A 26597-nucleotide genomic window follows, 5' to 3' on the forward strand; every position below is an offset into this window, starting at 1 on the left:
CTGTTCTCCTCATACCGGCCGGTTGACTGCCCGGCGTCGGCCGGAAATAAAAGGCTTTTTGTCAGCGTTATAGCCGACCCTCACCGTGAAATTAACCAATGCTAATCAATTGCGTTACTTAATTTGCATAAAAATAGTGACTTGTGCGACTTTTTTCGAGCCGGCTCGCAGCAAGAAGACGATATCGTCTGGCATTTCAGCTTTCGGTGGGATCCACATCCAGCGTCCATTTCACCTTGCGCGACTGCGGCAGCGTGCCCATCAGCGGCAGCGTAGCCTTAATCAGCCGCTGCAGCAGCGCGCGGGAAGGATGCTGGAGCAGCAGCTGCCAGCGGTAGCGCCCGCCTCGTTTAGGCTGAAGCGCCGGCACCGGGCCCATAACCCAGAACGCTTCATCCTTAAGCGGGCTGGCTTCCAGCAGATTGCGCAGCTGCTGTAAAAAGAGCGCGGACTGCTGGTTATCGTGATCCTCCGAGCGGAACAGCGCGTGGCTGGTGAACGGCGGCAGAAACACGGTTTTCCTTTCGAGCAGCGCCTGCTGCGCAAAAGCGTCGTAGCCCTGATGCAGCAGCGTTTGCAGAAGGGGATGTTCAGGATGATGGGTTTGCAGCATCACTTCGCCCTGTTTCCCGGCACGTCCGGCACGCCCGGCCACCTGGGTATAAAGCTGGGCGAAGCGCTCGGCGGAGCGGAAGTCGGCGGAAAACAGCGCGCCGTCGACATCCAGCAGCGAAACCAGCGTCACGTCAGGAAAGTGGTGGCCTTTTGCCAGCATCTGCGTGCCCACCAGGATCCTGGCGCCGCCACGATGAACGTCGGCCAGATGTTGTTCAAGCGCGCCCTTACGGCTGGTGGTGTCGCGGTCGATGCGGGACAGCGGCACGCCGGGAAACAGCTCGCCCAGGTTTTGCTCCAGCTGTTCGGTGCCCAGGCCGACCGGCACCAGATGCGTCGAGCCGCACTGGGGGCACTGGTGCGGAATAGGGCGCTGGCTGTCGCAGTGGTGGCAGCGCAGCTGGCGGTGGTGCTGATGCAGCGTGTAGTAGCGGTCGCAGCGCTGGCATTCGGCTATCCAGCCGCACTCGTGGCAGAGCATGGCCGGAGAAAAGCCGCGTCGGTTTAAAAACAGCAGCACCTGATTATCCGCCTGCAGATGCTGCCCTATCTTTTTGATCAGCATCGGCGACAGGCCGCCCTGAAGCTTCACGCCTTTCAGGTCGATCAGCTGCTGCGTCGCCTGACGCGCGTTGCCCGCACGCTTGCTGAGGTTCAGCTGACGATATTTGCCCATCTGCACGTTGTGCAGCGTCTCCAGCGCGGGCGTGGCGGTTCCCATTACAATCGGGATATCTTCCTGACGGGCGCGAAAAACAGCCAGATCGCGCGCCTGATAGCGCCAGCCTTCCTGCTGCTTGTAGGAGCTGTCGTGCTCTTCATCGATAATAATCACGCCCAGCTGCGCAAAAGGCGTGAACAGCGCCGAGCGGGTGCCGATAACGATGGCCGTTTCACCCTGACGGGCGCGCAGCCATACCGCCAGCCGCTCGCTGTCGTTCAGCGCGGAGTGCAGCACGTCTACCGGCGCGTCAAAGCGCTCGCGGAAGCGGGCGATGGTTTGTGGCGTCAGGCCGATTTCCGGCACCAGCACCAGCGCCTGCTTGCCGCTGGCCAGCACGTTCTCCAGCACGCTCAGGTAGACTTCGGTTTTGCCGGAGCCGGTGATGCCGGCCAGCAGCCAGGCAGCGAAATGGTCGTCTTCGGCCCGGATAGCGCCGACCGCCGTGGCCTGTTCGGTGTTCAGCCGCAGCCGTTCGCCTTTGACGGCGTAATGCGTTCGCCAGTCCTGCGGCGCGCGCTGCTGCGTCTGGAGATCGCATAATCCTTTGGCGCGCAGGGCCTGAAGCGTCGCATCGGTAATGTCGTGCTGGCCGATTTCATGGCGATAGAGATTACGCTGGCGCAGCGCCGCCAGCGCCTGCTGCTGTTTCGGCGCGCGCTTCAGGCTTTCCGGGGCGGTTTCCCGACCGGTTTCCGTGATAAACCACTGCCAGAGCGGCGCTTCCCGCGCGGGTTTCCCCTGGCGCAGCAGCACGGGCATGGCGTGAAACAGCACTTCGCCCAGCGGATAGTGATAATAGTCCGCCGCCCACAGCAGAATGCGCCACAGCGAAGCGGGATACAGCGACTCGTCGTCCAGCACTTCATAAACGGGCTTCAGCTGATCGAGGGGAAAGTCGCTGGTATCCGCAAGCCCCACCACCACGCCGACCGCTTTGCGCTTGCCAAACGGCACGCTGACGCGCGCGCCCGGCACCGCCGCAGGCAGATGCGCAGGCAGCAGATAGTCAAAGTTGCGGGCAAGCGGAACGGGCAGAGCGACCTGAACGACGGGCATGAATTTATCCGGATGAAATTATGAGCGGGATAGTGTACACTGTGTCTTCCTGAATGTGCGGATTCGATTGCAGCGAGCGGTTATTTTCTGTATAGTTCGCCGCCGTTGGTACGGCATTTTGGTATCAAATCACCTGAATTATTAATCTTCGTGTGGTGCCGGTGCAGGGTTTTCCTGGCACGGGAGAGCGACACGGCCTTAACTGAGGTTTTCCCATGAAAAAAGGTATTCACCCAAATTACGCTGAAGTTACTGCTAAATGTTCTTGCGGTAACGAAATCAAAACCCGCTCAACCGTGGGTCACGACCTGAACCTGGACGTGTGCGGCAAATGCCACCCGTTCTACACCGGCAAGCAGCGTGACGTTGCCAGCGGTGGTCGTGTTGACCGCTTCAACAAGCGTTTCAGCATCCCAGGCAGCAAATAAGTCGCCTGCACGAAGCGGATACCGTTTCGGATGCAATAAAAAACCCAGCTTCGGCTGGGTTTTTTTATATCTGCGAAAAAGCGCTCAATATTCCCAGGTATCGGGATCGACGCCCATTTCCCGCATGATCGCTTTGGCGGCTTCCGGGATTTCGTCGCTGCGCTCTTTACGCAGATCGACATCATCCGGCAGAGGCTGGCCGGTAAAAGCGTGCAGAAACGCTTCACACAGCAGCTCGCTGTTGGTGGCGTGACGCAGGTTGTTAACCTGACGACGGGTACGCTCGTCGGTCAGAATTTTTAAAACTTTTAACGGGATGGATACCGTAATTTTTTTTACCTGCTCGCTCTTTTTACCGTGCTCAGCGTAAGGGCTGATATATTCGCCATTCCATTCAGCCATGGGTTACCTTAGTCATCATTAATATTTACTGTGCCGAAATTCAGCTAATTATGCCCGAAGTTGGGCGGCGCCACACCGTATTGCGCCCACTTTTTCCAGGGAGCAAAAAGGTAATATTACCGGTTATTGACAGATTGCTCAATCTATACGCAAAGACATTTAGAAGTCCAGATGTATTGACGTCTATCTGTTCCCTGTTATGCTGATGGCTCTTCTTTCTTTCTCCTGCAGGAATTTATGCACCATGACGCGTAAACAGGCAACCATCGCGGTACGCAGCGGCTTGAATGATGACGAACAGTATGGCTGCGTTGTCCCGCCAATCCACCTCTCCAGCACCTATAACTTTACCGATTTCAACGAGCCTCGGGCGCATGACTACTCACGTCGCGGTAACCCTACCCGCGATGTTGTCCAGCGCGCGCTGGCCGAGCTGGAAGGCGGCGCCGGTGCGGTGATGACCAATACCGGCATGTCGGCGATCCACCTGGTTTGTACCGTCTTCCTGAAGCCGGGCGATCTGCTGGTGGCGCCGCACGACTGCTATGGCGGCAGCTATCGCCTGTTTGACAGCCTGAGCAAGCGCGGCGCGTATCGCGTGAAGTTTGTCGATCAGGGCAATGAAGCGGCGCTGCACGCCGCGCTGGCGGAAAAACCGAAGCTGGTGCTGGTAGAAAGTCCGAGCAATCCGCTGCTGCGCGTGGTGGATATCGAGGCTATCTGTAAGGCGGCGGCAGAAGCGGGCGCGGTTAGCGTGGTGGATAACACCTTCCTTAGCCCGGCGTTGCAAAACCCGCTGGAGCTGGGCGCCGATCTGGTGATCCATTCCTGCACGAAATACCTTAACGGCCACTCCGACGTGGTGGCGGGCGCGGTAATTGCCAAAGATCCCGAGCGGGTGAAAGAGCTGGCCTGGTGGGCGAATAATATCGGTGTAACCGGCGCGGCTTTCGACAGCTATTTACTGCTGCGCGGCCTGCGCACGCTGGCGCCACGTATGGCGGCCGCACAGCGCAACGCGCTCGCCATCGTGGATTATCTGAAACAGCAGCCGCTGGTTAAAAAGTTGTATCATCCTTCACTGCCGGAAAACGCGGGCCATCAGATTGCCGCCCGCCAGCAGAAAGGCTTCGGCGCGATGCTCAGCTTTGAGCTGAACGGCGACGAGCAGACGCTGCGTCGTTTCCTGAAGGCGCTGGAACTGTTCACGCTGGCCGAATCGCTGGGCGGCGTGGAAAGCCTGATCTCCCATACCGCTACCATGACCCATGCGGGCATGTCGGCAGAGGCGCGCGCGGCGGCAGGTATTTCGGAAACGCTGCTGCGGGTTTCCGTAGGGATTGAAGATCACGAAGATTTAATTGCCGATCTGGATAATGCATTCCGGATAGCGGCTAAGAGGTAAGCATGAGTCATTCAGCAGTGGCAGCAGGCGCGCGTCAGCTGCATAAATTCGGGGGCAGCAGCCTTGCCGACGCCAAATGTTACCTGCGGGTAGCGGGGATCATGGCGGAATACAGCCGTCCCGGCGACGTGATGGTGGTGTCCGCCGCAGGCAGCACCACCAATCAGCTGATTAGCTGGCTGAAGCTGAGCCAGAGCGACCGCCTGTCGGCGCATCAGGTGCAGCAGGCGCTGCGACGCTACCAGAGTGAGTTAATCAGCAGCCTGCTTCCGGCACAGACGGCGGACGGGCTGATCGGCGAATTCATTCGCGATCTGGAAAAGCTGGCCGCTCTGCTGGATGGCAAAATAACCGAAGCCGCCTACGCGGAAGTGGTGGGACACGGTGAAATCTGGTCGGCACGGCTGATGGCGGCCGTGCTTCAGCAGCAGGATATGGCGGCGAGCTGGCTGGACGCGCGGGAATTTCTGCGCGCCGAGCGGGCCGCCCAGCCGCAGGTGGATGAAGGAAAATCCTGGCCGCTGCTGCAACAGCTGATTGCCCAGCATCCGGGCGAGCGGCTGGTGGTAACCGGCTTTATCAGCCGCAACGACGCGGGTGAAACCGTGCTGCTGGGCCGTAACGGCAGCGACTATTCCGCCACGCAGATCGGCGCGCTGGCCGGCGTGTCGCGCGTCACCATCTGGAGCGACGTAGCGGGCGTTTACAGTGCGGATCCGCGCAAGGTGAAAGACGCCTGCCTGCTGCCGCTGCTGCGGCTGGATGAGGCCAGCGAGCTGGCGCGCCTGGCCGCGCCGGTGCTGCATACCCGTACGCTACAGCCGGTTTCCGGCAGCGATATTGACCTGCAGCTGCGCTGTAGCTACCAGCCGGAACAGGGCTCGACCCGCATTGAGCGCGTGCTGGCTTCCGGCACGGGCGCGCGGATTGTCACCAGCCACGACGACGTCTGCCTGATTGAGTTCCAGGTGCCGCCGCAGCACGATTTCGCCACGGCGCAGAAAGAGATTGAACGACTGCTTCAGCGCGCGCAGCTGCGTCCGCTGGCGACCGGCGTTCATCCCGATCGCCACCTTTTACAGCTTTGTTATACCTCGGAAGTGGTGAACAGCGCGCTGACGCTGCTGCAGGACGCGGGCATTCCCGGACGCCTACAGCTGCGGGAAGACATGGCGCTGGTCGCGCTGGTGGGCGCAGGCGTCTGCCGCAATCCGCTGCACAGCCACCGTTTCTGGCAGCAGCTGAAGGATCAGCCGGTTGAATTTATCTGGCAGTCGGAAGAGGGCATCAGCCTGGTCGCCGTGCTGCGCGTCGGGCCGACTGAACATCTGATCCGCGGTCTGCACCAGTCGCTGTTCCGCGCGGAAAAACAGGTCGGCCTGATGCTGTTCGGCAAGGGCAATATCGGCTCCCGCTGGCTGGAACTTTTCGCGCGCGAGCAGGAAACGCTATCGGCGCGGACGGGATTTGAATATGTTTTAGCCGGCGTGGTCGATAGTCGTCGCAGCCTGCTGAACTACGAAGGGCTGGACGCCAGCCGCGCGCTGGCCTTCTTTGATGACGAGGCGGTGGAGCGGGACGAGGAGTCGCTGTTCCTGTGGATGCGCGCGCACCCGTTCGACGACCTGGTGGTGCTGGACGTGACCGCCAGCGAGCAGCTCGCCGATCAGTATCTGGATTTCGCCAGCCACGGTTTTCACGTGATTGGCGCGAACAAAGTGGCCGGGGCGTCAAGCAGCGACCGCTATCGTCAGATCCGTGACGCCTTCGCTAAAACCGGCCGCCACTGGCTTTACAACGCCACCGTCGGTGCCGGGCTGCCGGTTAACCACACCGTGCGCGATCTGCGTGAAAGCGGCGACAGCATTATCGCCATCAGCGGCATCTTCTCCGGCACGCTTTCCTGGCTCTTTTTGCAGTATGACGGCACCGTGCCGTTTACCGAGCTGGTGGATCAGGCATGGCAGCAGGGGCTGACCGAACCGGATCCGCGCGTCGATCTTTCCGGTCAGGACGTGATGCGCAAGCTGGTGATCCTGGCGCGCGAGGCGGGCTACGATATCGAACCGGATCAGGTGCGCGTGGAGTCGCTGGTGCCGAAAAGCTGCGAAAGCGAGTCGGTCGATCACTTCTTTGAGAACGGCGAGGCGCTGAACGAGCAGATGCAGCAGCGCTTTGAGGCCGCACAGGAGATGGGGCTGGTGCTGCGTTACGTGGCCCGCTTTGACGCCAACGGCAAGGCGCGCGTCGGCGTCGAGGCGGTCAGGGACGATCATCCGCTGGCGGCGCTGCTGCCTTGCGATAACGTCTTTGCCATTGAAAGCCGTTGGTATCGCGATAATCCGCTGGTGATCCGCGGGCCGGGCGCAGGTCGCGACGTAACGGCAGGCGCAATCCAGTCCGACATCAACCGGCTGGCGCAGCTGCTGTAGTTTCTTTCGGGGCCGTAAAACGCGGCCCCGGCTTAAATGATAGCGCGTCATTTTTCTGTGCATTCAGCCCGATCGCGGCGGCCCTTTGATTTTCCTCACTTCTTTTTCCTGCATGAATTTCATTCAACTTTGTTGAGAATTTGTCACGCTGCGGCATCATTTATCTGTTGACGTAAAACTGCCGATCCGTCATTTTGAATGTCTGGACGTCTAAACGTATAGAAGTTCAAGGTGGGCCGTTTTCTTCCGCGATCGATGAGGTAAGCCATGAGTTTTTTCCACGCCAACCAGCGCGAAGCACTGAACCAGAGTCTGGCCGAACTGAACGGGCAGATTAACGTCTCGTTTGAGTTCTTTCCGCCGCGCAGCAGCGAAATGGAACAGACTTTGTGGCGCTCTATCGATCGTCTCGGCAGCCTGAAGCCGAAATTTGTTTCGGTTACTTACGGCGCGAACTCCGGCGAGCGTGACCGTACCCACAGCATCATCAAAGGTATTAAGGATCGCACCGGGCTGGAAGCCGCGCCGCATTTAACCTGCATTGACGCCAGCCGCAGCGAGCTGCGCGCTATCGCTCAGGATTACTGGGACAGCGGCATTCGGCATATCGTGGCGCTGCGCGGGGATTTACCGCCGGGCGGCGGCAAGCCGGAAATGTACGGCGCGGATCTGGTGGCGCTGTTAAAGGAAGTGGGCGATTTTGATATCTCCGTTGCCGCCTATCCCGAGGTGCATCCGGAAGCCAAAAGCGCGCAGGCGGATTTGATCAACCTGAAGCGCAAAATTGATGCGGGCGCAAACCGGGCTATCACCCAGTTCTTTTTCGATGTGGAAAGCTATCTGCGCTTTCGCGACCGCTGCGTAACCGCCGGGATCGACGTGGAAATCGTGCCCGGCATTCTGCCGGTTTCCAACTTCAAACAGCTGCAGCGTTTTGCCACGCTGACCAACGTGCGCGTGCCGGGCTGGATGACCAGCATGTTCGCCGGGCTGGATGACGACCCGGAAACCCGCAAAATGGTGGGCGCCAACGTGGCGATGGATATGGTAAAAATCCTCAGCCGCGAAGGCGTGAAAGATTTCCATTTCTATACGCTGAACCGTGCGGAGATGAGCTACGCCATTTGCCACACGCTGGGCGTGCGCCCGGCGGTTGCCGTGCCGGCCTGATAAGTAAAAGCCAGCTGCGGCTTCGTTTACGCGAGGCGGCATTTTTTTTATGATACCTGTTTTCCAGGGCAGGAATCATGAAGAACCCATGCAAAACATTATCAGGGAAATAAAGCGGCTGGGGATAAAAGGCTGTTTACTGATGGCCTTTTTTACCGTTGTGCCTTTGGTGGCGATGGCGTACTGGTCTGCTCTTTCGCGCAACGTCTATCTGGCCGATCCAGATAGCGTTTTCTGGATAGCTGGCGAAGTCGGCGTAGGCGCCGCCTTAGTCATTACCTTAGTGGCCGTCATCTTTTTTCACCATCGCCTGACGCTGCGGCAGCTCCCTAAACTTTTTATCTGTAGCGCTTTTATGATCGGCGTGTTCTCGTTGCAGCTGCCCTCCGCTCTGGTTCGCTATCTTCCCCATCAAAGCAGTCAATATCTGACGGAGTATGACGTCTCTTTTCCCGGCCCGAGCCGGGGCAAATCGGGCCGTTGCGAAATGGGGCTGTGGCTTAAGGATCGTCACCTTAACCGCTGGATACAGTTTTGCAGCAGCAGGGCCTGGCTGGCTGAACATTGCGAAAGAGGCATGGACAGAATGGAAGTGGTGGAAGAGGTCAATAAGTATGGCGTCAGGGTCGTCAACTTCTGGTGCGCGTGGTCGCCCATTAAACCATAAGGGCGTTCATATCCGGCAGATATGAACGCCCTGTACCGTTAGCCCGTATTACGCATGCCCGCCGCGACGCCGGCTATTGTCACCATCAGCGCCTGCTCAACGCGCGGATCCGGCTCTTCACCATTGGTTTCCTGTAGGCGGGAGCGGTGCAGCAGCTCGGCCTGCAGTACGTTCAGCGGATCGGTATAAACGTTACGCAGCGCGATGGATTCGGCAATCCACGGCTGGTCGGCCATCAAATGCGCATCGTTGGCGATGGTCAGCACCGCTTTGATATCGGAATCCAGCTGGTCGCGCAGCTGCCTGCCCAGCGGCCACAGCGTCTGGTCCACCAGCCGCTGATCGTAATATTCCGCCAGCCAGAGATCGGCTTTGGAAAATACCATTTCCAGCATCCCCAGACGGGTGGAGAAGAACGGCCAGTTGCGGCACATCGCCTCCAGCTGATCCTGATGACCCGCCTGCATCGCTTTTTGCAGCGCCGCGCCCGCGCCCAGCCAGGCAGGCAGCATCAGGCGGTTCTGCGTCCAGGCGAAGATCCACGGTATCGCGCGCAGCGACTCGACGCCGCCGCTGGGGCGCCGCTTGGCCGGACGGGAGCCCAGCGGCAGTTTGCCCAGCTCCTGTTCCGGCGTGGCCGACCGGAAATAGGGCACGAAGTCGGCGTTTTCACGCACGTAGCCGCGATACATCTCGCAGGAGTCGGCGGAAAGCTGATCCATAATGCCGCACCAGGCCGCTTCCGGTTCCGGCGGCGGCAGCAGGTTGGCTTCAAGGATGGCGCCGGTGTAAAGCGTCAGGCTGCTGATGGTGACTTCCGGCAGGCCGTATTTAAAGCGGATCATCTCGCCCTGCTCGGTCACGCGCAGGCCGCCTTTCAGGCTGCCCGGCGGCTGGGAAAGCAGCGCCGCGTGGGCCGGCGCGCCGCCACGGCCAATGGTGCCGCCGCGTCCGTGGAACAGCGTCAGCGCGATACCGGCTTTTTCGCAGGTTTTAATCAGCGCATCCTGGGCCTGATACTGCGCCCAGCTGGCGGCCATCACGCCCGCGTCTTTTGCCGAATCGGAGTAGCCAATCATCACCATCTGCTTGCCCTGGATAAAGCCGCGATACCAGCCGATATCCAGCAGCTGACGCATCACGTCGTTGGCGTTGTTCAGGTCGTCCAGGGTTTCAAACAGCGGCGCCACCGGCATGGCGAAAGGAATGCCCGCCTCTTTAAGCAGCAGATGCACCGCCAGCACGTCGGAAGGCGTTTTCGCCATTGAGATCACGTAAGCGGCAATGGAACCTTTCGGCACTTCCGCCGCCACGCGGCAGGTATCCAGCACCTCCTGCGTCTCGGCGCTCGGCTCCCACTGACGCGGCAGCAGCGGGCGTTTGGAACTCAGCTCGCTGATCAGAAACGCCTGTTTATCGGCTTCCGACCAGCTGGCGTAGTCGCCCAGGCCTAAATAGCGGGTGACTTCTGCAATAGCGTCGGTGTGGCGCGTGCTCTCCTGACGCAGATCGATGCGCACCAACGGCACGCCGAAGCACTTGATGCGGCGCAGCGTGTCCAGCAGCTGGCCGTTGGCGATAATCCCCATACCGCAGGCCTGCAACGACTGGTAGCAGGCGTAGAGCGGATCCCAAAGCTGTTCGTTGGCAATCAGCAGGTTATCGGGACGCGCAGGCCGCTCGCCCTTCAGGCGGCGCTCCAGATACGCCTGGGTCGCCAGCAGCTGGGCGCGCAGGTTTTTCATGATTTCGCGGTAAGGCTCCAGCGCCTCCGGGTTGCCGCACAGCTCGCGGACTTCCGGCGTACACTCCGACATCGACAGCTCGGAAACCAGCACGGCGATATCGCGCAGGAACAAATCGGTGGCTTTCCAGCGGCTTAGCTGCAGCACGTGGCGGGTGATTTTAGCCGTCACGTTCGGGTTGCCGTCGCGGTCGCCGCCCATCCAGGAGGTAAAGGTCACCGGCACAAAATCTACCGGCAGCTTAACGCCAAACGACGCCTCTACCTGCTCATACAGCTCGCGCAGAAAGGCCGGGACGCCTTCCCACAGGCTGTTTTCCACCACCGCGAAGCCCCACTTGGCTTCATCGACCGGCGTCGGGCGATATTTACGGATTTCATCGGTATGCCAGGCCTGCGCAACCAGCTGGCGCAAACGACGCATAATCTGCGATCGGTCGTAGTCGGAAAGATCGTTGTGATCCAGCTGTTTCAGACAGCTGTTGACCTCGACCAGCTTGTGGATCAGCGTGCGGCGGGTGATCTCCGTCGGGTGTGCGGTCAGCACCAGCTCCAGAGAAAGCGATTCGATAGCCTCGCGAATTTTGGCTTCCGTCAGGTTGGGCTGCTGCTTCAGGCGCTCGAAGGTTTTCGCCAGCAGCTCCTGGTGATTGGCGCCTTCGCCCTTGGGCGATATGGTGTGGTACTGCTCGGCGACGTTGGTCAGGTTCAGAAACTGGCTGAAGGCGCGCGCCACCGGCAGCAGTTCGTCATTGGATAAATTTTGCAGCGTGGTAAGCAGCTCTTTACGGTGGGCGTCGTTTCCCGCGCGGGAAGACTTGGAGAGCTTACGGATGGTTTCCACCCGATCCAGGATGTTCTCGCCAAGCGCATCCTTAATCGTATCCCCGAGCAGTTTGCCGAGCATACTGACATTACTTCGCATTGCGGAATATTGTTCGTTCATATGACCCCTGACCGTTATTTTTATCACTCTCTACCGTCGCCGGTATAACATTGCCTTTTATCTAGCCACGTTCCCGTCCATCCGTCAATTGACTTAAACGTGTGCGAACCTGTCGCTAACTTGCGGTAATTTAAGAAATTTAACAGCGACGCAGCGAGATAAGTTATTCTTATCGAGAAACAAATGATAAAGCCGGGGTAAAAGGCCGTTTTACTGGCTAAATGCCCCGCTTTTCACTCAGTGATTGCAAAAATGCTGTACGACCTGCGTAATCAATTCGCGGGTAGGTTTAATAAAAGCGGTATCAAGATATTCATCCGGCTGGTGCGCCTGGTTAATCGAACCTGGCCCTAACACCAGCGTCGGGCACAGTTCCTGAATAAACGGCGCTTCGGTGCAGTAGTTCACGATGCTGGTTTCCGTACCCAACAGCTTTTCCACCACTTTGACCAGCCGATGATCGGCAGGGCATTCATAGCCGGGGATCGGCGGATGCAGCTGGCTGACGTTGACGCGGCCCGGCCAGCGTTCGCTGACGGGTGCCAGCGCCTCGTTAATCAAGCCTTCCAGCTCGTTCAGCGTCAGGCCCGGCAGCGGCCGCAGATCCATATGCAGATCGCAGCAGGCGCAAATGCGATTTGCCGCATCGCCGCCGCTGATATGGCCAAAGTTCATGGTGGGATAAGGAATGGCAAAACCGTCGTGACGATAGCGCGTTTTCAGCGTGTCGCGCAGCGCCATCAGCTGCGTGATGGATTCATGCATCAGCTCAATGGCGTTGACGCCGCGCGAAGGATCGCTGGAGTGGCCCGACTGGCCTTCAATGCGGATCACATTCGACATATGGCCTTTGTGCGCCCGCACCGGCTGAAGCGAGGTAGGCTCGCCGATAATGGCGCAGTCGGGCCGCACGGTGGCGTTTTCAGAGAAATATTTCGCGCCCGCCATCGTGGTTTCTTCATCGGCGGTCGCCAGCACGTAGAGCGGTTTCGCCAGCTTTTTCACGTCAACATCGCGCAGCGCATCAAGGATAAAGGCGAAGAAGCCTTTCATATCGGCGGTGCCCAGGCCATACAGCTTGTTATCGTGTTCGGTTAACGTAAAGGGATCGCGCGTCCAGCGGCCATCGTCGAACGGCACGGTGTCGCTGTGACCAGCCAACAACAGGCCGCCAGCGCCGCTGCCGGTACGGGCCAGCATATTAAATTTATGGCGCGTGCCGGGAACCGGCTGCACTTCCACCTCAAAGCCAATATCGCGGAACCAGCCTGCCAGCAAACTGATTAAAGCTTCATTACTCTGATCCATCGCGCTGTCGGTGGCGCTGATGGACGGCGTGGCGATCAACTCACGGTAAAGCTCAATAAAAGGCGGTAATTTTGTCTTCACTGTTGACAGTCCTTGCGTTAGGATAGTATCAATATTCATGCATTAATAGTGAATAAAAATACATTAATGGCGTGGGGATGGAAACCAGATTTCCTGCATAACCGGCGCTAACCGCGTGGGAATACGGCGTGAAGCCGTCACCCGAAACCCGAGACCGTTATAAGGTGTCCGATGTTAAATACGCTGATTGTTGGTGCCAGTGGCTATGCTGGCGTAGAGCTTGCGACCTACCTGAACCGTCACCCTCAGGTGAACATAACCGCTTTAGCGGTATCAGCGCAAAGCCCTGACGCCGGAAAATTGCTTTCCGATCTGCATCCGCAGCTGAAAGGCATCCTGGACATGCCGCTGCAGCCGCTGACAAGCGCGGCAGAGTTCGCCGACAAAGTAGACGTGGTGTTTCTGGCGACGGCGCACGAAGTCAGTCATGACCTGGCGCCTGAATTCCTGGCCGCCGGCTGCGTGGTGTTCGATCTGTCAGCCGCGTTCCGCGTCAACGAAGAGAGCTTCTTCACCGACTATTACGGCTTCCCGCATCAGCATAAAGCGTGGCTGGCAAAGGCCGTGTATGGCCTGGCCGAATGGCAGCAGAGCCAGCTAAAAGAAGCGCAGCTGATTGCCGTGCCGGGCTGCTATCCGACCGCCGCGCAGCTGGCGCTGAAGCCACTGATTGCGGCGGATCTGCTGAACGAAGCGCAGTGGCCGGTGATCAACGCCACCAGCGGCGTCAGCGGCGCAGGACGCAAAGCGTCCGTGACCACCAGTTTCTGCGAGGTCAGCCTGCAGCCTTATGGCATTTTCACCCATCGTCACCAGCCGGAAATCGCCGCGCATCTTGGCGTGCCGGTGATCTTCACGCCGCACCTGGGCAACTTCCCGCGCGGCATCCTGGCCACCACCACCTGTCGGCTGAAGGCGGGCGTAACGCATGAAGACGTGGCGGAAGCGTTCCATAACGCCTATCACGATAAGCCGCTGGTGCGTGTCTATGATAAAGGCGTGCCGTCGATCAAAGGCGTGGTCGGCCTGCCGTTCTGCGATATCGGCTTTGCCGTGCAGGGCGAGCACGCGATTATCGTCTCGGCGGAAGATAACCTGCTGAAAGGTGCGTCGTCGCAGGCGGTGCAGTGTATGAATATTCGTTTCGGCTTCCCGGAAACGCAGTCGCTTATTTAATCAGTGAGAAAGCCCATGACCAATCCTTTAATTATTAAACTCGGCGGCGTGTTGCTGGATAGCGAAGAGGCGCTGGCGCGCCTGTTTGACGCACTGGTGGCGTACCGCGAAACCCATCAGCGCCCGCTGCTGATCGTTCACGGCGGCGGCTGCCTGGTCGACGAGCTGATGAAGAAGCTGGCGCTGCCGGTGAAAAAGAAAAACGGCCTGCGCGTCACGCCAGCCGATCAGATCGACATCATTACCGGCGCGCTGGCGGGCACCGCCAATAAAACGCTGCTGGCCTGGTCGAAAAAACACGGTATTGATGCCGTTGGCCTGTGCCTGGGCGACGGCGGCAGCGTCAACGTGGCGGCTTTTGATGAAGAGCTGGGCCACGTGGGCCAGGCGACACCGGGCAATCCCAAACTCATTACTACGCTGCTGGAAGCAGGCTACCTGCCGGTGATCAGCTCTATCGGCATCACCGAAGACGGCAAGCTGATGAACGTCAACGCCGACCAGGCCGCCACCGCGCTGGCCTCGACGCTGGGTGCCGATCTGGTGCTGCTCTCCGACGTCAGCGGCATTCTGGACGGCAAAGGCCAGCGCATCGAAGAGATGACGACGGCGCTGGCGGAACAGCTGATCGCCCAGGGCATCATTACCGACGGCATGATTGTTAAAGTCAACGCCGCGCTGGATGCCGCCCGCACGCTGGGCCGCCCGGTCGATATCGCCAGCTGGCGTCATGCCGAACAGCTACCAACCCTATTTAACGGCGTGTCGATTGGCACCCGGATCCTCGCTTAACCGGTTCAAGGAAATGACAATGCAAGATAAAAGCATCAAAAAAATCGTTCTGGCTTACTCTGGCGGTCTGGATACCTCCGCGATTATTCCGTGGCTGAAAGAGAACTACGGCGGCTGTGAAGTGGTCGCCTTCGTGGCCGATATCGGCCAGGAGCGTGGCGATCTGGAAGGCGTTGAGCAGAAAGCGTTGCAGTCCGGCGCTTCCGAATGCCACGTAGTGGATCTGCGTGAAGAATTCATCAGCGATTACGTCTATCCCGTGCTGCAAACCGGCGCGCTGTATGAAGGTACTTATCTGCTGGGCACGTCGATGGCGCGTCCTATTATCGCCAAAGCGCAGGTTGAGCTGGCGCTGAAAGTCGGCGCGGATGCGCTGTGCCACGGCGCAACCGGTAAAGGCAACGACCAGGTGCGTTTCGAAACCACCTACACCGCGCTGGCCCCACAGCTGAAAGTGGTTGCGCCATGGCGCGAGTGGAACCTGCGTTCCCGTGAGGCGCTGCTCGACTATCTGAAAGAGCGCAACATCCCGACCACCGCGTCGCTGGAAAAAATCTACAGCCGTGATGAAAACGCCTGGCATATCTCTACCGAAGGCGGCGTGCTGGAAAGCCCGTGGAATGCGCCAAACAAAGACTGCTGGGTCTGGACTGTCGATCCGCTGGAAGCGCCGGACCAGCCTGAGCAGGTGACGGTATCCGTGGAGAAAGGCCGCGTGGTTGCCGTAAACGGCGAAGCGCTAAGCCCGTTCGGCTGCCTGGAAAAACTGAACGTTATCGGCGCGAAACACGGCGTGGGCCGTATCGATATCGTCGAAAACCGTCTGGTGGGCATCAAGTCTCGCGGCTGCTACGAAACCCCTGGCGGCACCATTATGGTCAACGCGCTGCGTGCGGTTGAGCAGCTGGTGCTGGATCGCGACAGCTTCAAATGGCGCGAACAGCTGGGCCACGAGATGTCCTACGTGGTTTACGACGGCCGCTGGTTCGCGCCGCTGCGTAAATCCATTCAGGCCGCTGCCGAATCGCTGGCGGAAGAAGTCAACGGCGAAGTGGTGCTGCAGCTCTATAAAGGCCAGGTCACGGCGATCCAGAAAAAATCCGCTAACAGCCTCTATTCAGAAGAGTTTGCGACCTTCGGCGAAGATGAAGTGTACGACCATCGTCACGCGGGCGGCTTTATCCGTCTGTTCTCGCTCTCTTCACGCATCCGTGCGCTGAACGAGAAAAAGTAAGCCGGGATTTTGCCTGGCGAAATAAGGCGGCGCAGGCCGCCTTTTAAAGAAAACTCAATGAATTTAAGGGAGCACTGACATGGCACTTTGGGGTGGACGGTTTACTCAGGCAGCAGATCAACGTTTCAAACTGTTTAATGACTCGCTGCGCTTTGACTATCGTCTGGCAGAGCAGGACATTGTCGGGTCCGTAGCCTGGTCCAAAGCGCTGGTGACGGTCAATGTTCTGACTACAGAAGAGCAGCAGCAGCTGGAAGCCGCGCTGAACGTGCTGCTTGAGGAAGTGCGCGCTAATCCGCAGCAGATCCTGGAAAGCGATGCGGAAGATATTCACAGCTATGTTGAAGGCAGGCTGATTGAGAAAGTCGGCGCGCTCGGCAAAAAGTTGCATACCGGCCGCAGCCGTAACGATCAGGTCGCCACCGATCTGAAGCTCTGGTGCAAAGCGCAGATCGGCGAGCTGCTGATCGCCACGCGTCAGCTACAGCAGGCGCTGGTGGCCACGGCAGAAGCGAACCAGGACGCGGTCATGCCGGGCTACACCCATTTGCAGCGCGCGCAGCCGGTGACCTTTGCGCACTGGTGCCTGGCTTATGTCGAGATGCTGGCGCGGGATGAAAGCCGCCTGCAGGATACGCTGAAGCGTCTGGACGTCAGCCCGCTGGGCTGCGGCGCGCTGGCCGGCACGGCTTATGAAATCGACCGCGAGCAGCTGGCCGGCTGGCTGGGCTTTGCCTCCGCCACGCGCAACAGCCTGGACACCGTTTCCGACCGCGATCACGTGCTGGAGCTGCTTTCCGACGCCTCTATCGGCATGGTGCATCTTTCCCGCTTCGCCGAAGATCTGATTTTCTTCAATACCGGCGAGTCAGGCTTTGTCGAGCTGTCCGATAAGGTTACCTCCGGCTCTTCGCTGATGCCGCAGAAGAAAAACCCGGACGCGCTGGAGCTGATCCGCGGCAAGTGCGGCCGCGTGCAGGGCGCGCTGACCGGCATGATGATGACGCTGAAAGGCCTGCCGCTGGCCTACAACAAAGATATGCAGGAAGACAAAGAAGGCCTGTTCGACGCGCTGGACACCTGGTCCGACTGTCTGCATATGGCCGCGCTGGTGCTGGACGGCATTCAGGTGAAGCGTCCGCGCTGCCAGGAAGCGGCAGAGCAGGGCTATGCCAATGCGACCGAGCTGGCTGACTATCTGGTAGCTAAAGGCGTCCCGTTCCGCGAAGCGCATCATATCGTGGGCGAAGTCGTTGTGGCGGCAATTGGCAAAGGCGTGGCGCTGGAAGCGCTAAGGCTGGAAGAGCTGCAACAGTACAGCAAGGTGATTGGTGAAGACGTCTATCCGATCCTGTCGCTGCAATCCTGTCTGGACAAGCGTAATGCGAAGGGTGGTGTTTCGCCGCATCAGGTGTCGCTTGCGATTACCGACGCGAAAAATCGCCTGGCGTAAGCAAAAAAAAGGCGGGCATCAGGCCCGCCAACTAATTTCGACTTATATTTTTATTTTAGGCACATAAGAGGGCGGGCGATGGCTCGCCTTCTTAATTCTTAGGCTAAAAAGAACTGTTCCAGATCGTCGCTGCCGCCGATGTGGCGTCCGCCGATAAAGACCTGAGGAACGGTCGCACGGCCGGTTACAGCGCGCAGGCTGACGGTGGTGGCATCCTGGCCCAGCACGATTTCTTCGTACTGAATACCGCGATCCAACAGCATCTGCTTGGCTTTAGCGCAGAACGGGCAGCCCGGCTTGGTGAACAGGGACACGGACTCCTGCACCTTAAATTCCGGTGCCAGATAGCGCAGCATGGTGTCGGCATCAGACACTTCAAACGGGTCGCCCGGCTTGTTTGGCTCAACAAACATTTTCTCTACCACGCCGTTGCGAACCAGCATGGAGTAGCGCCATGAGCGCGGGCCAAAGCCCAGATCCGCTTTCTCGACCAGCATTTCCATGCCGCGAGTAAAATCGCCGTTGCCATCCGGGATAAAGGTAATGTTGTTAGCGTGCTGATCGGCTTTCCACGCGTTCATAACGAAGGTGTCATTGACCGATACGCACAGAATATTGTCCACGCCGTGTTTTTTGAAAACGTCTGACAGCTCGTTATAGCGTGGCAGATGGCTCGATGAACAGGTTGGCGTAAACGCGCCTGGCAAAGAGAACACGATGACAGTTTTGTCTTTAAACAGCTCATCAGTCGTGACGTCTACCCAGCTGTCGCCCTGACGCGTATGAAAAGTGACCTGCGGGACTGACTTACCTTCCTGACTTGCAAACATAAACTACCTCTTGATTAGGGGTAAAAGTGACTCATCTCTCGAACGGGTGACATTATTATCATCCGGGCTTGATAGGGCTAATCGTTGATTGCTATTCTATCTATCGCCATGAACTATCGTGGCTCGGAGGAAAAGATGAATATTCGCGATCTTGAGTATCTGGTAGCGTTGGCTGAACATCGGCATTTCCGACGGGCAGCTGATTCCTGCCACGTCAGTCAACCTACGCTCAGCGGTCAGATCCGCAAGCTGGAAGATGAACTGGGCGTTATGCTGTTAGAACGCACCAGCCGTAAAGTGCTTTTCACTCAGGCTGGCCTGTTGCTGGTCGACCAGGCGCGCACCGTGCTGCGCGAGGTCAAGGTGCTGAAAGAGATGGCCAGCCAGCAGGGCGAGGCGATGTCCGGACCGCTGCATATCGGGCTGATCCCGACCGTGGGACCTTATCTGCTGCCGCAGATTATCCCGACGCTGCACAAAACCTTTCCCAAGCTGGAGATGTATCTGCACGAGGCGCAAACGCAGCAGCTGCTGGCGCAGCTGGACAGCGGCAAGCTCGACTGCGCGATCCTGGCCCTGGTGAAAGAGTCAGAAGCCTTTATCGAGGTGCCGCTGTTTGATGAGCCGATGAAGCTGGCGATCTATCAGGATCATCCGTGGCACGACCGCGATCGCGTACCGATGTCGGATCTGTCTGGCGAGAAGCTGCTGATGCTGGAAGACGGCCACTGCCTGCGCGATCAGGCAATGGGCTTTTGCTTTCAGGCCGGGGCAGACGAAGACACGCATTTCCGCGCCACCAGCCTGGAAACGCTGCGTAATATGGTGGCGGCAGGCAGCGGCATCACGCTGCTGCCTGCGCTGGCGGTGCCGAAAGAGCGCGTGCGCGACGGCGTTTGCTATCTGCCGTGCTACAAGCCGGAACCGCAGCGCACCATCGCGCTGGTGTACCGGCCAGGCTCGCCGCTGCGCGGCCGCTATGAGCAGCTGGCAGAGGCGATCCGCACCCATATGCAGGGCTATATGAACAGCGCGTTAAAACAGGCGGTTTAACCCGTTCAGCGCGGCCACGCGGTAGGCTTCGGCCATGGTGGGATAGTTAAAGGTGGTATTCACGAAGTATTCAATCGTGTTGCCGCCGTTTTTCTGCTCCATGATGGCCTGGCCGATATGAATGATCTCGGCAGCGCGTTCGCCAAAGCAGTGGATCCCCAGGATCTCTTTGGTTTCACGGTGGAAAAGGATCTTCAGGCTGCCAACGTTCATCCCCACAATCTGCGCGCGCGCCAGATGCTTAAACTGCGCCCGACCCACTTCGTAAGGCACCTTCATCGCCGTCAGTTGCTGCTCCGTTTTGCCCACCGAACTGATTTCCGGAATGGTATAAATACCGGTTGGGATATCCTCAATCAGGTGCGCGTTCGCTTCGCCTTTCATCAGCGCCTGAGCGGCAATGCGGCCCTGATCGTAAGCGGCAGAAGCCAGGCTTGGATAGCCGATCACATCGCCTACGGCATAAATATGCGGCTGGGCGGTCTGATACATGCTGTTGACCTTCAGCAGGCCACGGCCGTCCGCCTCCAGCCCGACGTTTTCCAGCCCCAGCGCATCGGTATTCCCGGTACGGCCGTTGGCGTACAGCAGGCAGTCGGCCTTCACTTTTTTGCCGGACTTCAGATGCATGATCACGCCGTCGCTGACGCCTTCGATTTTCTCGAACTCTTCGTTATGGCGGATAACCACGCCGCTGTTCCAGAAATGGTAGGAAAGCGAATCTGAGATTTCCTGATCGAGAAACGCCAGCAGATGATCGCGCGTGTTGATTAAATCAACTTTTACGTTCAGCCCACGGAAGATAGAAGCATATTCGCAGCCGATCACGCCCGCGCCATAAATAATCACGTGGCCAGGTTCATGATGCAGATTAAGAATGGAATCGCTGTCGTAAATGCGCGGATGGGTAAAGTCCACGTCTACCGGATGATAAGGACGCGAGCCGCAGGCGATAACAAATTTCTCAGCGGTCAGTCTTTCCACGCTGCCGTCGTGCGTAACGATTTCGATAGTGTTGGCGTCAACGAAACGGGCGTCGCCCTGATACAGTTCGCAGCGGTTGCGCTCGTAAAAGCCCTGACGCATCCGCGTTTGCTGACTGATAACGTTTTCCGTATGGTTCAGAATGTCAGCAAAAGAAGAGCGCAGCAGGCGGGTGTGATCGCTGTAAAGCGGATTCTGGTTAAATTCGATAATGCGGCTGACGGCGTGGCGGAGTGCTTTTGATGGAATGGTTCCCCAATGGGTACAACCGCCGCCGATATTGTGATAACGCTCGATAACGGCAATGCGCGCGCCCTGTTTAACCAGGCCCATCGCCGCGCCTTCGCCGCCAGGACCGGAACCAATCACGATGGCGTCGTAATCATAAGACTGTTGCATACCAATACGTCCTATATTCTTATACAAATTTTCAACTTTATTCTAACATCTCGTGAGCGGGTTCCCAATTTTAACTGTTCAATTTGCCATTTATTGACAAAGCGGAAGGTTAACAGGCGTACACAAAGTTGATACCGCTGTACGCTGAAAAGTTTGATATAGTGCAAATCTGGCAGGCAAAACAGGCACAAACATGGGCGTCAGAGCGCAGCAAAAAGAACGGACACGGCGTTCGCTGATCGAAGCGGCATTCAGCCAACTGAGTGCCGAGCGGAGTTTTGCCAGCCTGAGCCTGCGGGAAGTCGCCAGGGAAGCGGGCATCGCGCCGACTTCCTTTTATCGTCATTTTCGCGATGTTGACGAGCTTGGGCTGACAATGGTGGATGAGAGCGGCCTGATGCTACGCCAGCTGATGCGCCAGGCGCGTCAGCGTATCGCTAAAGGCGGCAGCGTCATCCGCACCTCGGTGTCCACATTTATGGAATTCATCGGCAATAATCCCAACGCTTTCCGCCTGCTGTTGCGTGAACGCTCCGGCACGTCGGCCGCGTTTCGCGCCGCGGTAGCCCGTGAAATCCAGCATTTTATCGCCGAGCTGGCGGACTATCTTGAAGTTGAAAATCGTATGCCGCGCAGCTTTACCGAAGCGCAGGCGGAGGCGATGGTTATTATTGTCTTTAACGCCGGGGCCGAGGCGCTGGATATTGACGTGGCGCAGCGACGCCAGCTGGAAGAGCGGCTGGTGTTGCAGCTACGGATGATCTCTAAAGGCGCTTACTACTGGTATCGACGCGAACAGGAGCGGCTGGCGGTGTCGCCAGGCGCCCATGATTAGGAGAGTGAGATGAGTTTAGCGACTGGCCGGGACAAGGGTACGCTGCTGCTGGCCTTTCTGACCGGGCTATCCATTAACGGCTCGTTTTCGGTGCTGTTCAGTTCGATAGTGCCGTTTTCCGTTTTCCCGCTTATCGCGCTGGGCCTTTCCGCCTGGTGCCTGCATCAGCGCTATCTTAACCGCGCGATGCCGGACGGCATGCCTTCTCTCGCCGCTGCGTTTTTCCTGCTCGGCATCCTGGTTTACAGCGCTATCGTCCGCGCGGAATATCCTGAAATCGGTTCTAACTTTGTGCAGACTATTTTGATGGTTGCGCTAATTTTCTGGATTGGCCTGAAGCTGCGGGCGCGCAGAGGCGGCTAACGCCCGACGGTGCAATAAAAAGAGCGATGCCTGGCATCGCTCTTTTGCGTTTAGCGCCGCGTCAGCAGAACGCCGCACTCCATATGATGGGTATAGGGGAACTGGTCAAACAGCGCCAGCCGTTCAACGTCATGGGTGGCGGAAAGCGTAGCCAGATTGTCGCACAGCGTCTGCGGGTTGCAGGAGATATAAAGGATGCGCGGGTAAGCCTGCACCATTTTTACCGTCTCTTCATCCAGCCCGCTACGCGGCGGATCGACAAAGATAGTCTCGCACTCGTAGCTGCTGAGATCGATGCCTTCCAGACGGTTAAACTGGCGCGTGCCGTTCATCGCCTGGGTAAACTCTTCTGCCGCCATGCGGATAATCTGCACGTTTTCAATATTGTTGACGGCAATATTGTACTGGGCGGAAGCGACCGACGGTTTGGCGATCTCCGTAGCCAGCACGCGACGGAAATTGCGTGCCAGCGCTAAAGAGAAGTTGCCGTTGCCGCAGTAGAGTTCCAGCAAATCGCCGCTGGCGTCTTTTGTCACGTCCAGCGCCCACTCCAGCATTTTAATGTTCATCGCCGCGTTCGGCTGGGTAAAGCTGTTCTCTACCTGACGATAGATCAGCTCTTTTCCGGCTACCGGTAAACGCTCGTCCACAAAATCCCGATCCAGGCAGATTTTGGTTTTAGTGGCGCGGCCAATCAGATGCAGATCGAAGCCTTCCGCACGCAGCTCGTCACGCAGCGCCGTGGCCGCCTGCTGCCATTCATCCGTCAGCGCGCGATGGTAAAGCATGGAAACCACAATCTGCTTGCTCAGCGTGGACAGATAATCAATCTGGAACAGCTTATGGCGCAGCACCGGCTTATCGCGCACGGCGTCAATCAGGCGAGGCATCAGCTGATTGATCAGTTCACTGGCCGCCGGAAAGCTGTCGACGCGGATACGCTGGCGCGTCTGCTGGTCAAAAATAATATGGTAGAGGTCGTCGCCGTCGTGCCAGATCCGGAACTCAGCGCGCATACGGTAGTGGCTGACTGGCGAACGGAAAACTTCGACATCCTGTGCGGTAAAAGGAACCATCAGCGTTTGCAGACGGGCTACTTTCTCTTCCAGTTGGGCATCGTAGTGTTCGATCGGCAGCTGTTCGGGAGTCATGGTCATTCCTGGGTTAAGGGCCTTAAAAGCCCTGCGATTGTAGGCATCCGCCGCGTAATGTCCAGCGTTGTCCGGTGCTGGCATCGTTTGGATGCGCGGGCGTCTGGAATTCTGTATGGGTTAACCATAAAATGCGCTGCCGGCCTTTCAATAAGTTAAAAGGGAATCCAGTGCAAAGCTGGAGCTGACGCGCAGCGGTATGGAATGTCGTCGTGGGCGCCTGACACTGTCTTTGGATGGGAAGTCTGCACCGTTTCATGATTCCGAGCCCGAAGACCTGCCGGTGATTACGTCGCAACTCCTACGAGCGCGTTCTTTCTCGTATGCCTGCGGCATCTGCATGATCTACCGGATGCTCTGACACCATGATAACGAAACCGAAGCTGTTCGCCTTCAGCGCTACGGCACTTTCCCTCTGGGCGCAATATGGCTTTGCGCAGGATGCCGACAGCACGTTGGTCACCACCGCAAACCGTTTTGCACAACCCGTTTCCTCCGTGCTTGCGCCCACCACGGTCGTCACGCGCGAGGAGATAGATCGCTGGCAGTCGAAAAGCGTTGCCGATGTGATGCGTCGGCTGCCGGGCGTGGATATCGCGCGCAACGGTGGGCTGGGGCAGCAAACCTCGCTGTTTATTCGCGGCACCAACTCCAGCCACGTGCTGGTGCTGATTGACGGCATTCGCCTGAATCAGGCCGGCATCAGCGGCTCTTCCGACCTCAGCCAAATCCCGATCTCGCTGGTGCAGCGTATTGAATACGTGCGCGGCGCGCGCTCGGCCGTTTATGGCTCTGATGCGATTGGCGGCGTGGTTAACATTATTACCGGGCGGGAAAAACCGGGCACGACCTTAACGGCCGGAGTCGGTTCAAACGGCTATCAGGCTTATGACGGCGCCACGCAACAGATGCTGGGGGAAAACACGCGTGTGACCCTGGCGGGTAACTATACCTATACCAAAGGGTATGATGTGGTGGCGAACTATCCGGATGCTTCAGGCAACGAGCGGCAGAAAGATCGCGATGGCTTTATGAGCAAAACGCTTTACGGCGCGATTGAACAGCAGATCAATGACGAGTTCAGCGGTTTCGTGCGCGGCTACGGCTACGACAACCGCACGGCCTACGATGGCTACTCTACCTATGTTAAGCCGGATACCTATGTCGATACGCGTCAGCTTTACAGCCAGACGTGGGATGGCGGCCTGCGCTTCAATAACGGGCTTTACTCTTCTCAGCTTGTCGCCAGCTATAGCCACTCTAAAGATTACAACTACAGCCCAGGCCTGGGACGGTATGACGGATCCGCTACGTTAGACGACTCGCAGCAGTACAATCTGCAATGGGGCAATAACATTGCGGTAGGCAACGGCAGCGTTAGCGGCGGCGTCGACTGGCAGAAGCAAACCATCGAGCCCGGCACGGTCTACGTTACCGACAGCCACGAAGTAACAAATACCGGCCTTTATGCAACAGCCCAGCAGGCGTTCGGTTCACTGACGCTGGAAGGCGCGGTGCGCGGCGACGATCATGCCGAGTTTGGCTGGCATAACACCTGGCAAACCAGCGGCGCATGGGAGTTCGCAGAAGGCTATCGCGTTATCGCCAGCTATGGAACGGCCTTTAAGGCGCCAACCATCGGCCAGCTTTACGGCTCCTTTGGCGGCAACAGCGATCTCGATCCGGAGCAAAGCAAGCAGTGGGAAGGGGGCTTCGAAGGCCTGACCGGCCCGGTTACCTGGCACGTGTCGGGCTATCGCAACGATATCGATAGTCTGATCGACTACAGCAACGTAACCAGCAGCTACTACAACGTGAATAAAGCCACGATTAAAGGCGTGGAAACCACGGCGTCGTTTGATACCGGCCCCGTCAGCCACACGCTTTCCTATGACTATACGGATGCGCGTAACGGTGAAACCAACGAAATCCTCTTGCGTCGCGCCAAACAGCAGGTGAAGTATCAGCTTGATTACACCCTGTATGCCTTCGACTGGTCGCTCAGCTATCAATATCTGGGCCAGCGCTACGATAAAGAGTATTCACAGGATGTCAGCGGCAAAATTGTGAAGCTTGGCGGCGTCAGCTTATGGGATCTCGCGGTTTCGTATCCGGTCACATCCCGGCTGACCGTTCGTGGTAGAATAGCCAACCTGTTTGATAAAGATTACGAGACAGTTTATGGCTATCAAACTCCAGGAAGGGAGTATTACCTCAGCGGCAGCTACACCTTCTAATCCGCGACCCACCGTGCTGGTGTTTGATTCCGGCGTCGGTGGGCTTTCCGTCTGCGAAGAGATCCGGCAGCTGCTGCCGGATCTGCACTATATCTACACCTTTGATAACGTTGCCTTCCCCTACGGTGAAAAAAGCGAAGCTTTTATTGTTGAACGCGTGCTTGAAATCGTGACCGCCGTTACGCGTCTGTATCCGCTGTCGCTGGTAGTTATCGCCTGCAACTCGGCCAGCACCGTTACGCTTCCCTCCCTGCGCGAACGTTTCAGTTTTCCTGTCGTCGGCGTGGTGCCGGCAATTAAACCCGCTGCGCGCTTAACGCGTAACGGCGTAGTCGGCCTGCTGGCGACGCGAGGGACGGTAAAGCGTCCTTATACCCATGAGCTGGTTAAGCGCTTCGCCGGTGAATGCAAAACGGAAATGCTGGGTTCCGCAGAGCTGGTGGAGCTGGCGGAAGCCAAGCTGCAGGGTAAAGAGGTGCCGCTGGAGCAGGTAAGACAGATCCTGCAACCCTGGCTGCGGATGAAAGAGCCGCCCGATACGGTGGTGCTCGGCTGCACGCACTTCCCTTTATTGGCGGATGAACTGCAACAGGTATTGCCTGAAGGGACGCGATTAATCGACTCCGGCGCGGCTATCGCGCGTCGCACCGTCTGGCTGCTGGAAAATGAGTCGCCAAAAGTCTTCTCCGAAGAAAGTAATCTGGCCTTTTGTCTGGCAATGACGGAGCAGGCAGTACAATTAATGCCCGTTTTACGGCGTTATGGCTTCGAAAAGCTCGAAAAACTGGCGCTTTAGCCCGGCTTTGCATAAAAAAACAACGGTCGGAAAATTTTTTAAAAATAGGGGTTGTCAGCCGTCAGAAACTCCCTATAATGCGCCTCCACTGACACGGAACAACGGCCTGACGGTCACCGGGTCAGAAGGTTCAGGAAGCTGAATCGCCGGAGAAAACTTCTGAAAAAGTGGTTGACTCTGAAGGAGGAGAGCGTAATATACGCCACCTCGCGGCAGGAAGCGAAAGCACTGGCCGCAACGCTCTTTAACAATTTATCAGACAATCTGTGTGGGCACTCGCAGGATTGATATCAAGCGTCTCCGGACGCAAAAAAAT

At 57.9% G+C, this 26597-nt stretch carries 21 protein-coding genes and 1 riboswitch; of the genes, 14 read left to right on the forward strand and 7 right to left on the reverse strand.

All coding sequences use genetic code 11. The features are described 5' to 3' along the window. Window positions 1-196: 196 nt before the first annotated feature. Entirely contained in the window at window positions 197-2395 is a 2199-nt protein-coding gene (gene priA / locus ACA373_RS20315) for a primosomal protein N' (protein ID WP_370734998.1), read from the reverse strand. A gap of 215 nt (window positions 2396-2610) precedes the next feature. On the opposite strand from priA, the gene rpmE reads away from it, so the two are divergent. Continuing rightward, window positions 2611-2823 (forward strand): 50S ribosomal protein L31, encoded by a 213-nt coding sequence (gene rpmE / locus ACA373_RS20320; protein WP_024966154.1) that lies wholly within the window; start codon window positions 2611-2613, stop codon window positions 2821-2823. 84 nt (window positions 2824-2907) lie between these two features. On the opposite strand, the gene metJ is transcribed toward rpmE, so the two are convergent. Further along, window positions 2908-3225 carry a met regulon transcriptional regulator MetJ gene (gene metJ, locus ACA373_RS20325; protein ID WP_125290568.1) on the reverse strand — a complete coding sequence of 106 codons (318 nt, stop codon included), beginning with the start codon at window positions 3223-3225 and terminating at the stop codon, window positions 2908-2910. A gap of 244 nt (window positions 3226-3469) precedes the next feature. Here metJ and metB point away from each other — a divergent pair, with 244 nt between their 5' ends. The 4 genes from metB to ACA373_RS20345 all read left to right on the forward strand — a co-directional run bounded on the left by metB (window position 3470) and on the right by ACA373_RS20345 (window position 8899). After that, window positions 3470-4630, forward strand: coding sequence for a cystathionine gamma-synthase (gene metB / locus ACA373_RS20330; protein WP_253457108.1), 1161 nt, complete (start codon window positions 3470-3472; stop codon window positions 4628-4630). 2 nt (window positions 4631-4632) lie between these two features. Further along, complete coding sequence (locus tag ACA373_RS20335) at window positions 4633-7062, forward strand: bifunctional aspartate kinase/homoserine dehydrogenase II (RefSeq protein WP_253457111.1); 2430 nt, start codon at window positions 4633-4635, stop codon at window positions 7060-7062. Window positions 7063-7329: 267 nt separating this feature from the next. Continuing rightward, window positions 7330-8232: a methylenetetrahydrofolate reductase gene (gene metF / locus ACA373_RS20340; RefSeq protein WP_253457115.1), complete on the forward strand. Its 903-nt coding sequence runs from the start codon at window positions 7330-7332 to the stop codon at window positions 8230-8232. A gap of 88 nt (window positions 8233-8320) precedes the next feature. Continuing rightward, window positions 8321-8899: a hypothetical protein gene (locus ACA373_RS20345; RefSeq protein ID WP_253457119.1), complete on the forward strand. Its 579-nt coding sequence runs from the start codon at window positions 8321-8323 to the stop codon at window positions 8897-8899. A 38-nt stretch (window positions 8900-8937) separates the two neighbouring features. Here ACA373_RS20345 and ppc read toward each other — a convergent pair whose 3' ends face one another. Together ppc and argE are read right to left on the reverse strand one after the other, a co-directional pair. Beyond that, window positions 8938-11589 (reverse strand): phosphoenolpyruvate carboxylase, encoded by a 2652-nt coding sequence (gene ppc, locus ACA373_RS20350; protein ID WP_301252495.1) that lies wholly within the window; start codon window positions 11587-11589, stop codon window positions 8938-8940. A gap of 237 nt (window positions 11590-11826) precedes the next feature. Then, the gene (argE, locus tag ACA373_RS20355) at window positions 11827-12978 is read right to left on the reverse strand and encodes an acetylornithine deacetylase (protein ID WP_301252496.1); all 1152 of its coding nucleotides are present in this window, start codon (window positions 12976-12978) and stop codon (window positions 11827-11829) included. Window positions 12979-13149: 171 nt separating this feature from the next. Between argE and argC the strand changes: the two genes are divergently transcribed. From argC to argH, 4 genes are all read left to right on the forward strand, one after another. Continuing rightward, entirely contained in the window at window positions 13150-14154 is a 1005-nt protein-coding gene (gene argC, locus ACA373_RS20360) for an N-acetyl-gamma-glutamyl-phosphate reductase (RefSeq protein WP_370734999.1), read from the forward strand. Window positions 14155-14169: 15 nt separating this feature from the next. Beyond that, complete coding sequence (argB, locus tag ACA373_RS20365) at window positions 14170-14946, forward strand: acetylglutamate kinase (RefSeq protein ID WP_253457130.1); 777 nt, start codon at window positions 14170-14172, stop codon at window positions 14944-14946. 19 nt (window positions 14947-14965) lie between these two features. Then, window positions 14966-16180 carry an argininosuccinate synthase gene (locus ACA373_RS20370; protein WP_125290558.1) on the forward strand — a complete coding sequence of 405 codons (1215 nt, stop codon included), beginning with the start codon at window positions 14966-14968 and terminating at the stop codon, window positions 16178-16180. Window positions 16181-16259: 79 nt separating this feature from the next. After that, window positions 16260-17633, forward strand: coding sequence for an argininosuccinate lyase (gene argH / locus ACA373_RS20375; protein WP_301252499.1), 1374 nt, complete (start codon window positions 16260-16262; stop codon window positions 17631-17633). Between the two features lie 98 nt (window positions 17634-17731). Here argH and ACA373_RS20380 read toward each other — a convergent pair whose 3' ends face one another. Continuing rightward, entirely contained in the window at window positions 17732-18463 is a 732-nt protein-coding gene (locus ACA373_RS20380) for a glutathione peroxidase (protein ID WP_125290556.1), read from the reverse strand. A gap of 135 nt (window positions 18464-18598) precedes the next feature. On the opposite strand from ACA373_RS20380, the gene oxyR reads away from it, so the two are divergent. Next, a complete protein-coding gene (oxyR, locus tag ACA373_RS20385; protein ID WP_253457136.1) occupies window positions 18599-19516 on the forward strand; it encodes a DNA-binding transcriptional regulator OxyR in 918 nt (305 codons plus the stop codon). Here oxyR and sthA read toward each other — a convergent pair. Then, complete coding sequence (gene sthA / locus ACA373_RS20390; protein WP_253457139.1) at window positions 19499-20899, reverse strand: Si-specific NAD(P)(+) transhydrogenase; 1401 nt, start codon at window positions 20897-20899, stop codon at window positions 19499-19501. The two genes, oxyR and sthA, sit on opposite strands and share 18 nt — an antisense overlap. Before the next feature lie 193 nt (window positions 20900-21092). Here sthA and fabR point away from each other — a divergent pair, with 193 nt between their 5' ends. Continuing rightward, window positions 21093-21734, forward strand: a complete 642-nt coding sequence (gene fabR, locus ACA373_RS20395) for an HTH-type transcriptional repressor FabR (protein ID WP_253457141.1) — start codon at window positions 21093-21095, stop codon at window positions 21732-21734. 9 nt (window positions 21735-21743) lie between these two features. Then, window positions 21744-22097, forward strand: a complete 354-nt coding sequence (locus ACA373_RS20400) for a YijD family membrane protein (RefSeq protein WP_253457144.1) — start codon at window positions 21744-21746, stop codon at window positions 22095-22097. A gap of 50 nt (window positions 22098-22147) precedes the next feature. Here ACA373_RS20400 and trmA read toward each other — a convergent pair whose 3' ends face one another. Next, complete coding sequence (trmA, locus tag ACA373_RS20405) at window positions 22148-23248, reverse strand: tRNA (uridine(54)-C5)-methyltransferase TrmA (RefSeq protein WP_253457149.1); 1101 nt, start codon at window positions 23246-23248, stop codon at window positions 22148-22150. Between the two features lie 123 nt (window positions 23249-23371). Next, window positions 23372-23548, forward strand: a riboswitch (cobalamin riboswitch). Between the two features lie 65 nt (window positions 23549-23613). Here trmA and btuB point away from each other — a divergent pair. Both btuB and murI read left to right on the forward strand, forming a co-directional pair. Continuing rightward, complete coding sequence (btuB, locus tag ACA373_RS20410) at window positions 23614-25485, forward strand: TonB-dependent vitamin B12 receptor BtuB (protein WP_370735000.1); 1872 nt, start codon at window positions 23614-23616, stop codon at window positions 25483-25485. Continuing rightward, complete coding sequence (gene murI / locus ACA373_RS20415; protein ID WP_253457155.1) at window positions 25430-26281, forward strand: glutamate racemase; 852 nt, start codon at window positions 25430-25432, stop codon at window positions 26279-26281. The genes btuB and murI overlap by 56 nt, the downstream gene beginning before the upstream one ends. Window positions 26282-26597 lie beyond the last annotated feature (316 nt).

Origin of the sequence: Erwinia sp. STN24 (assembly GCF_041320675.1) — a bacterium.
In the GTDB taxonomy this organism is placed as follows: domain Bacteria; phylum Pseudomonadota; class Gammaproteobacteria; order Enterobacterales; family Enterobacteriaceae; genus Erwinia; species Erwinia aeris.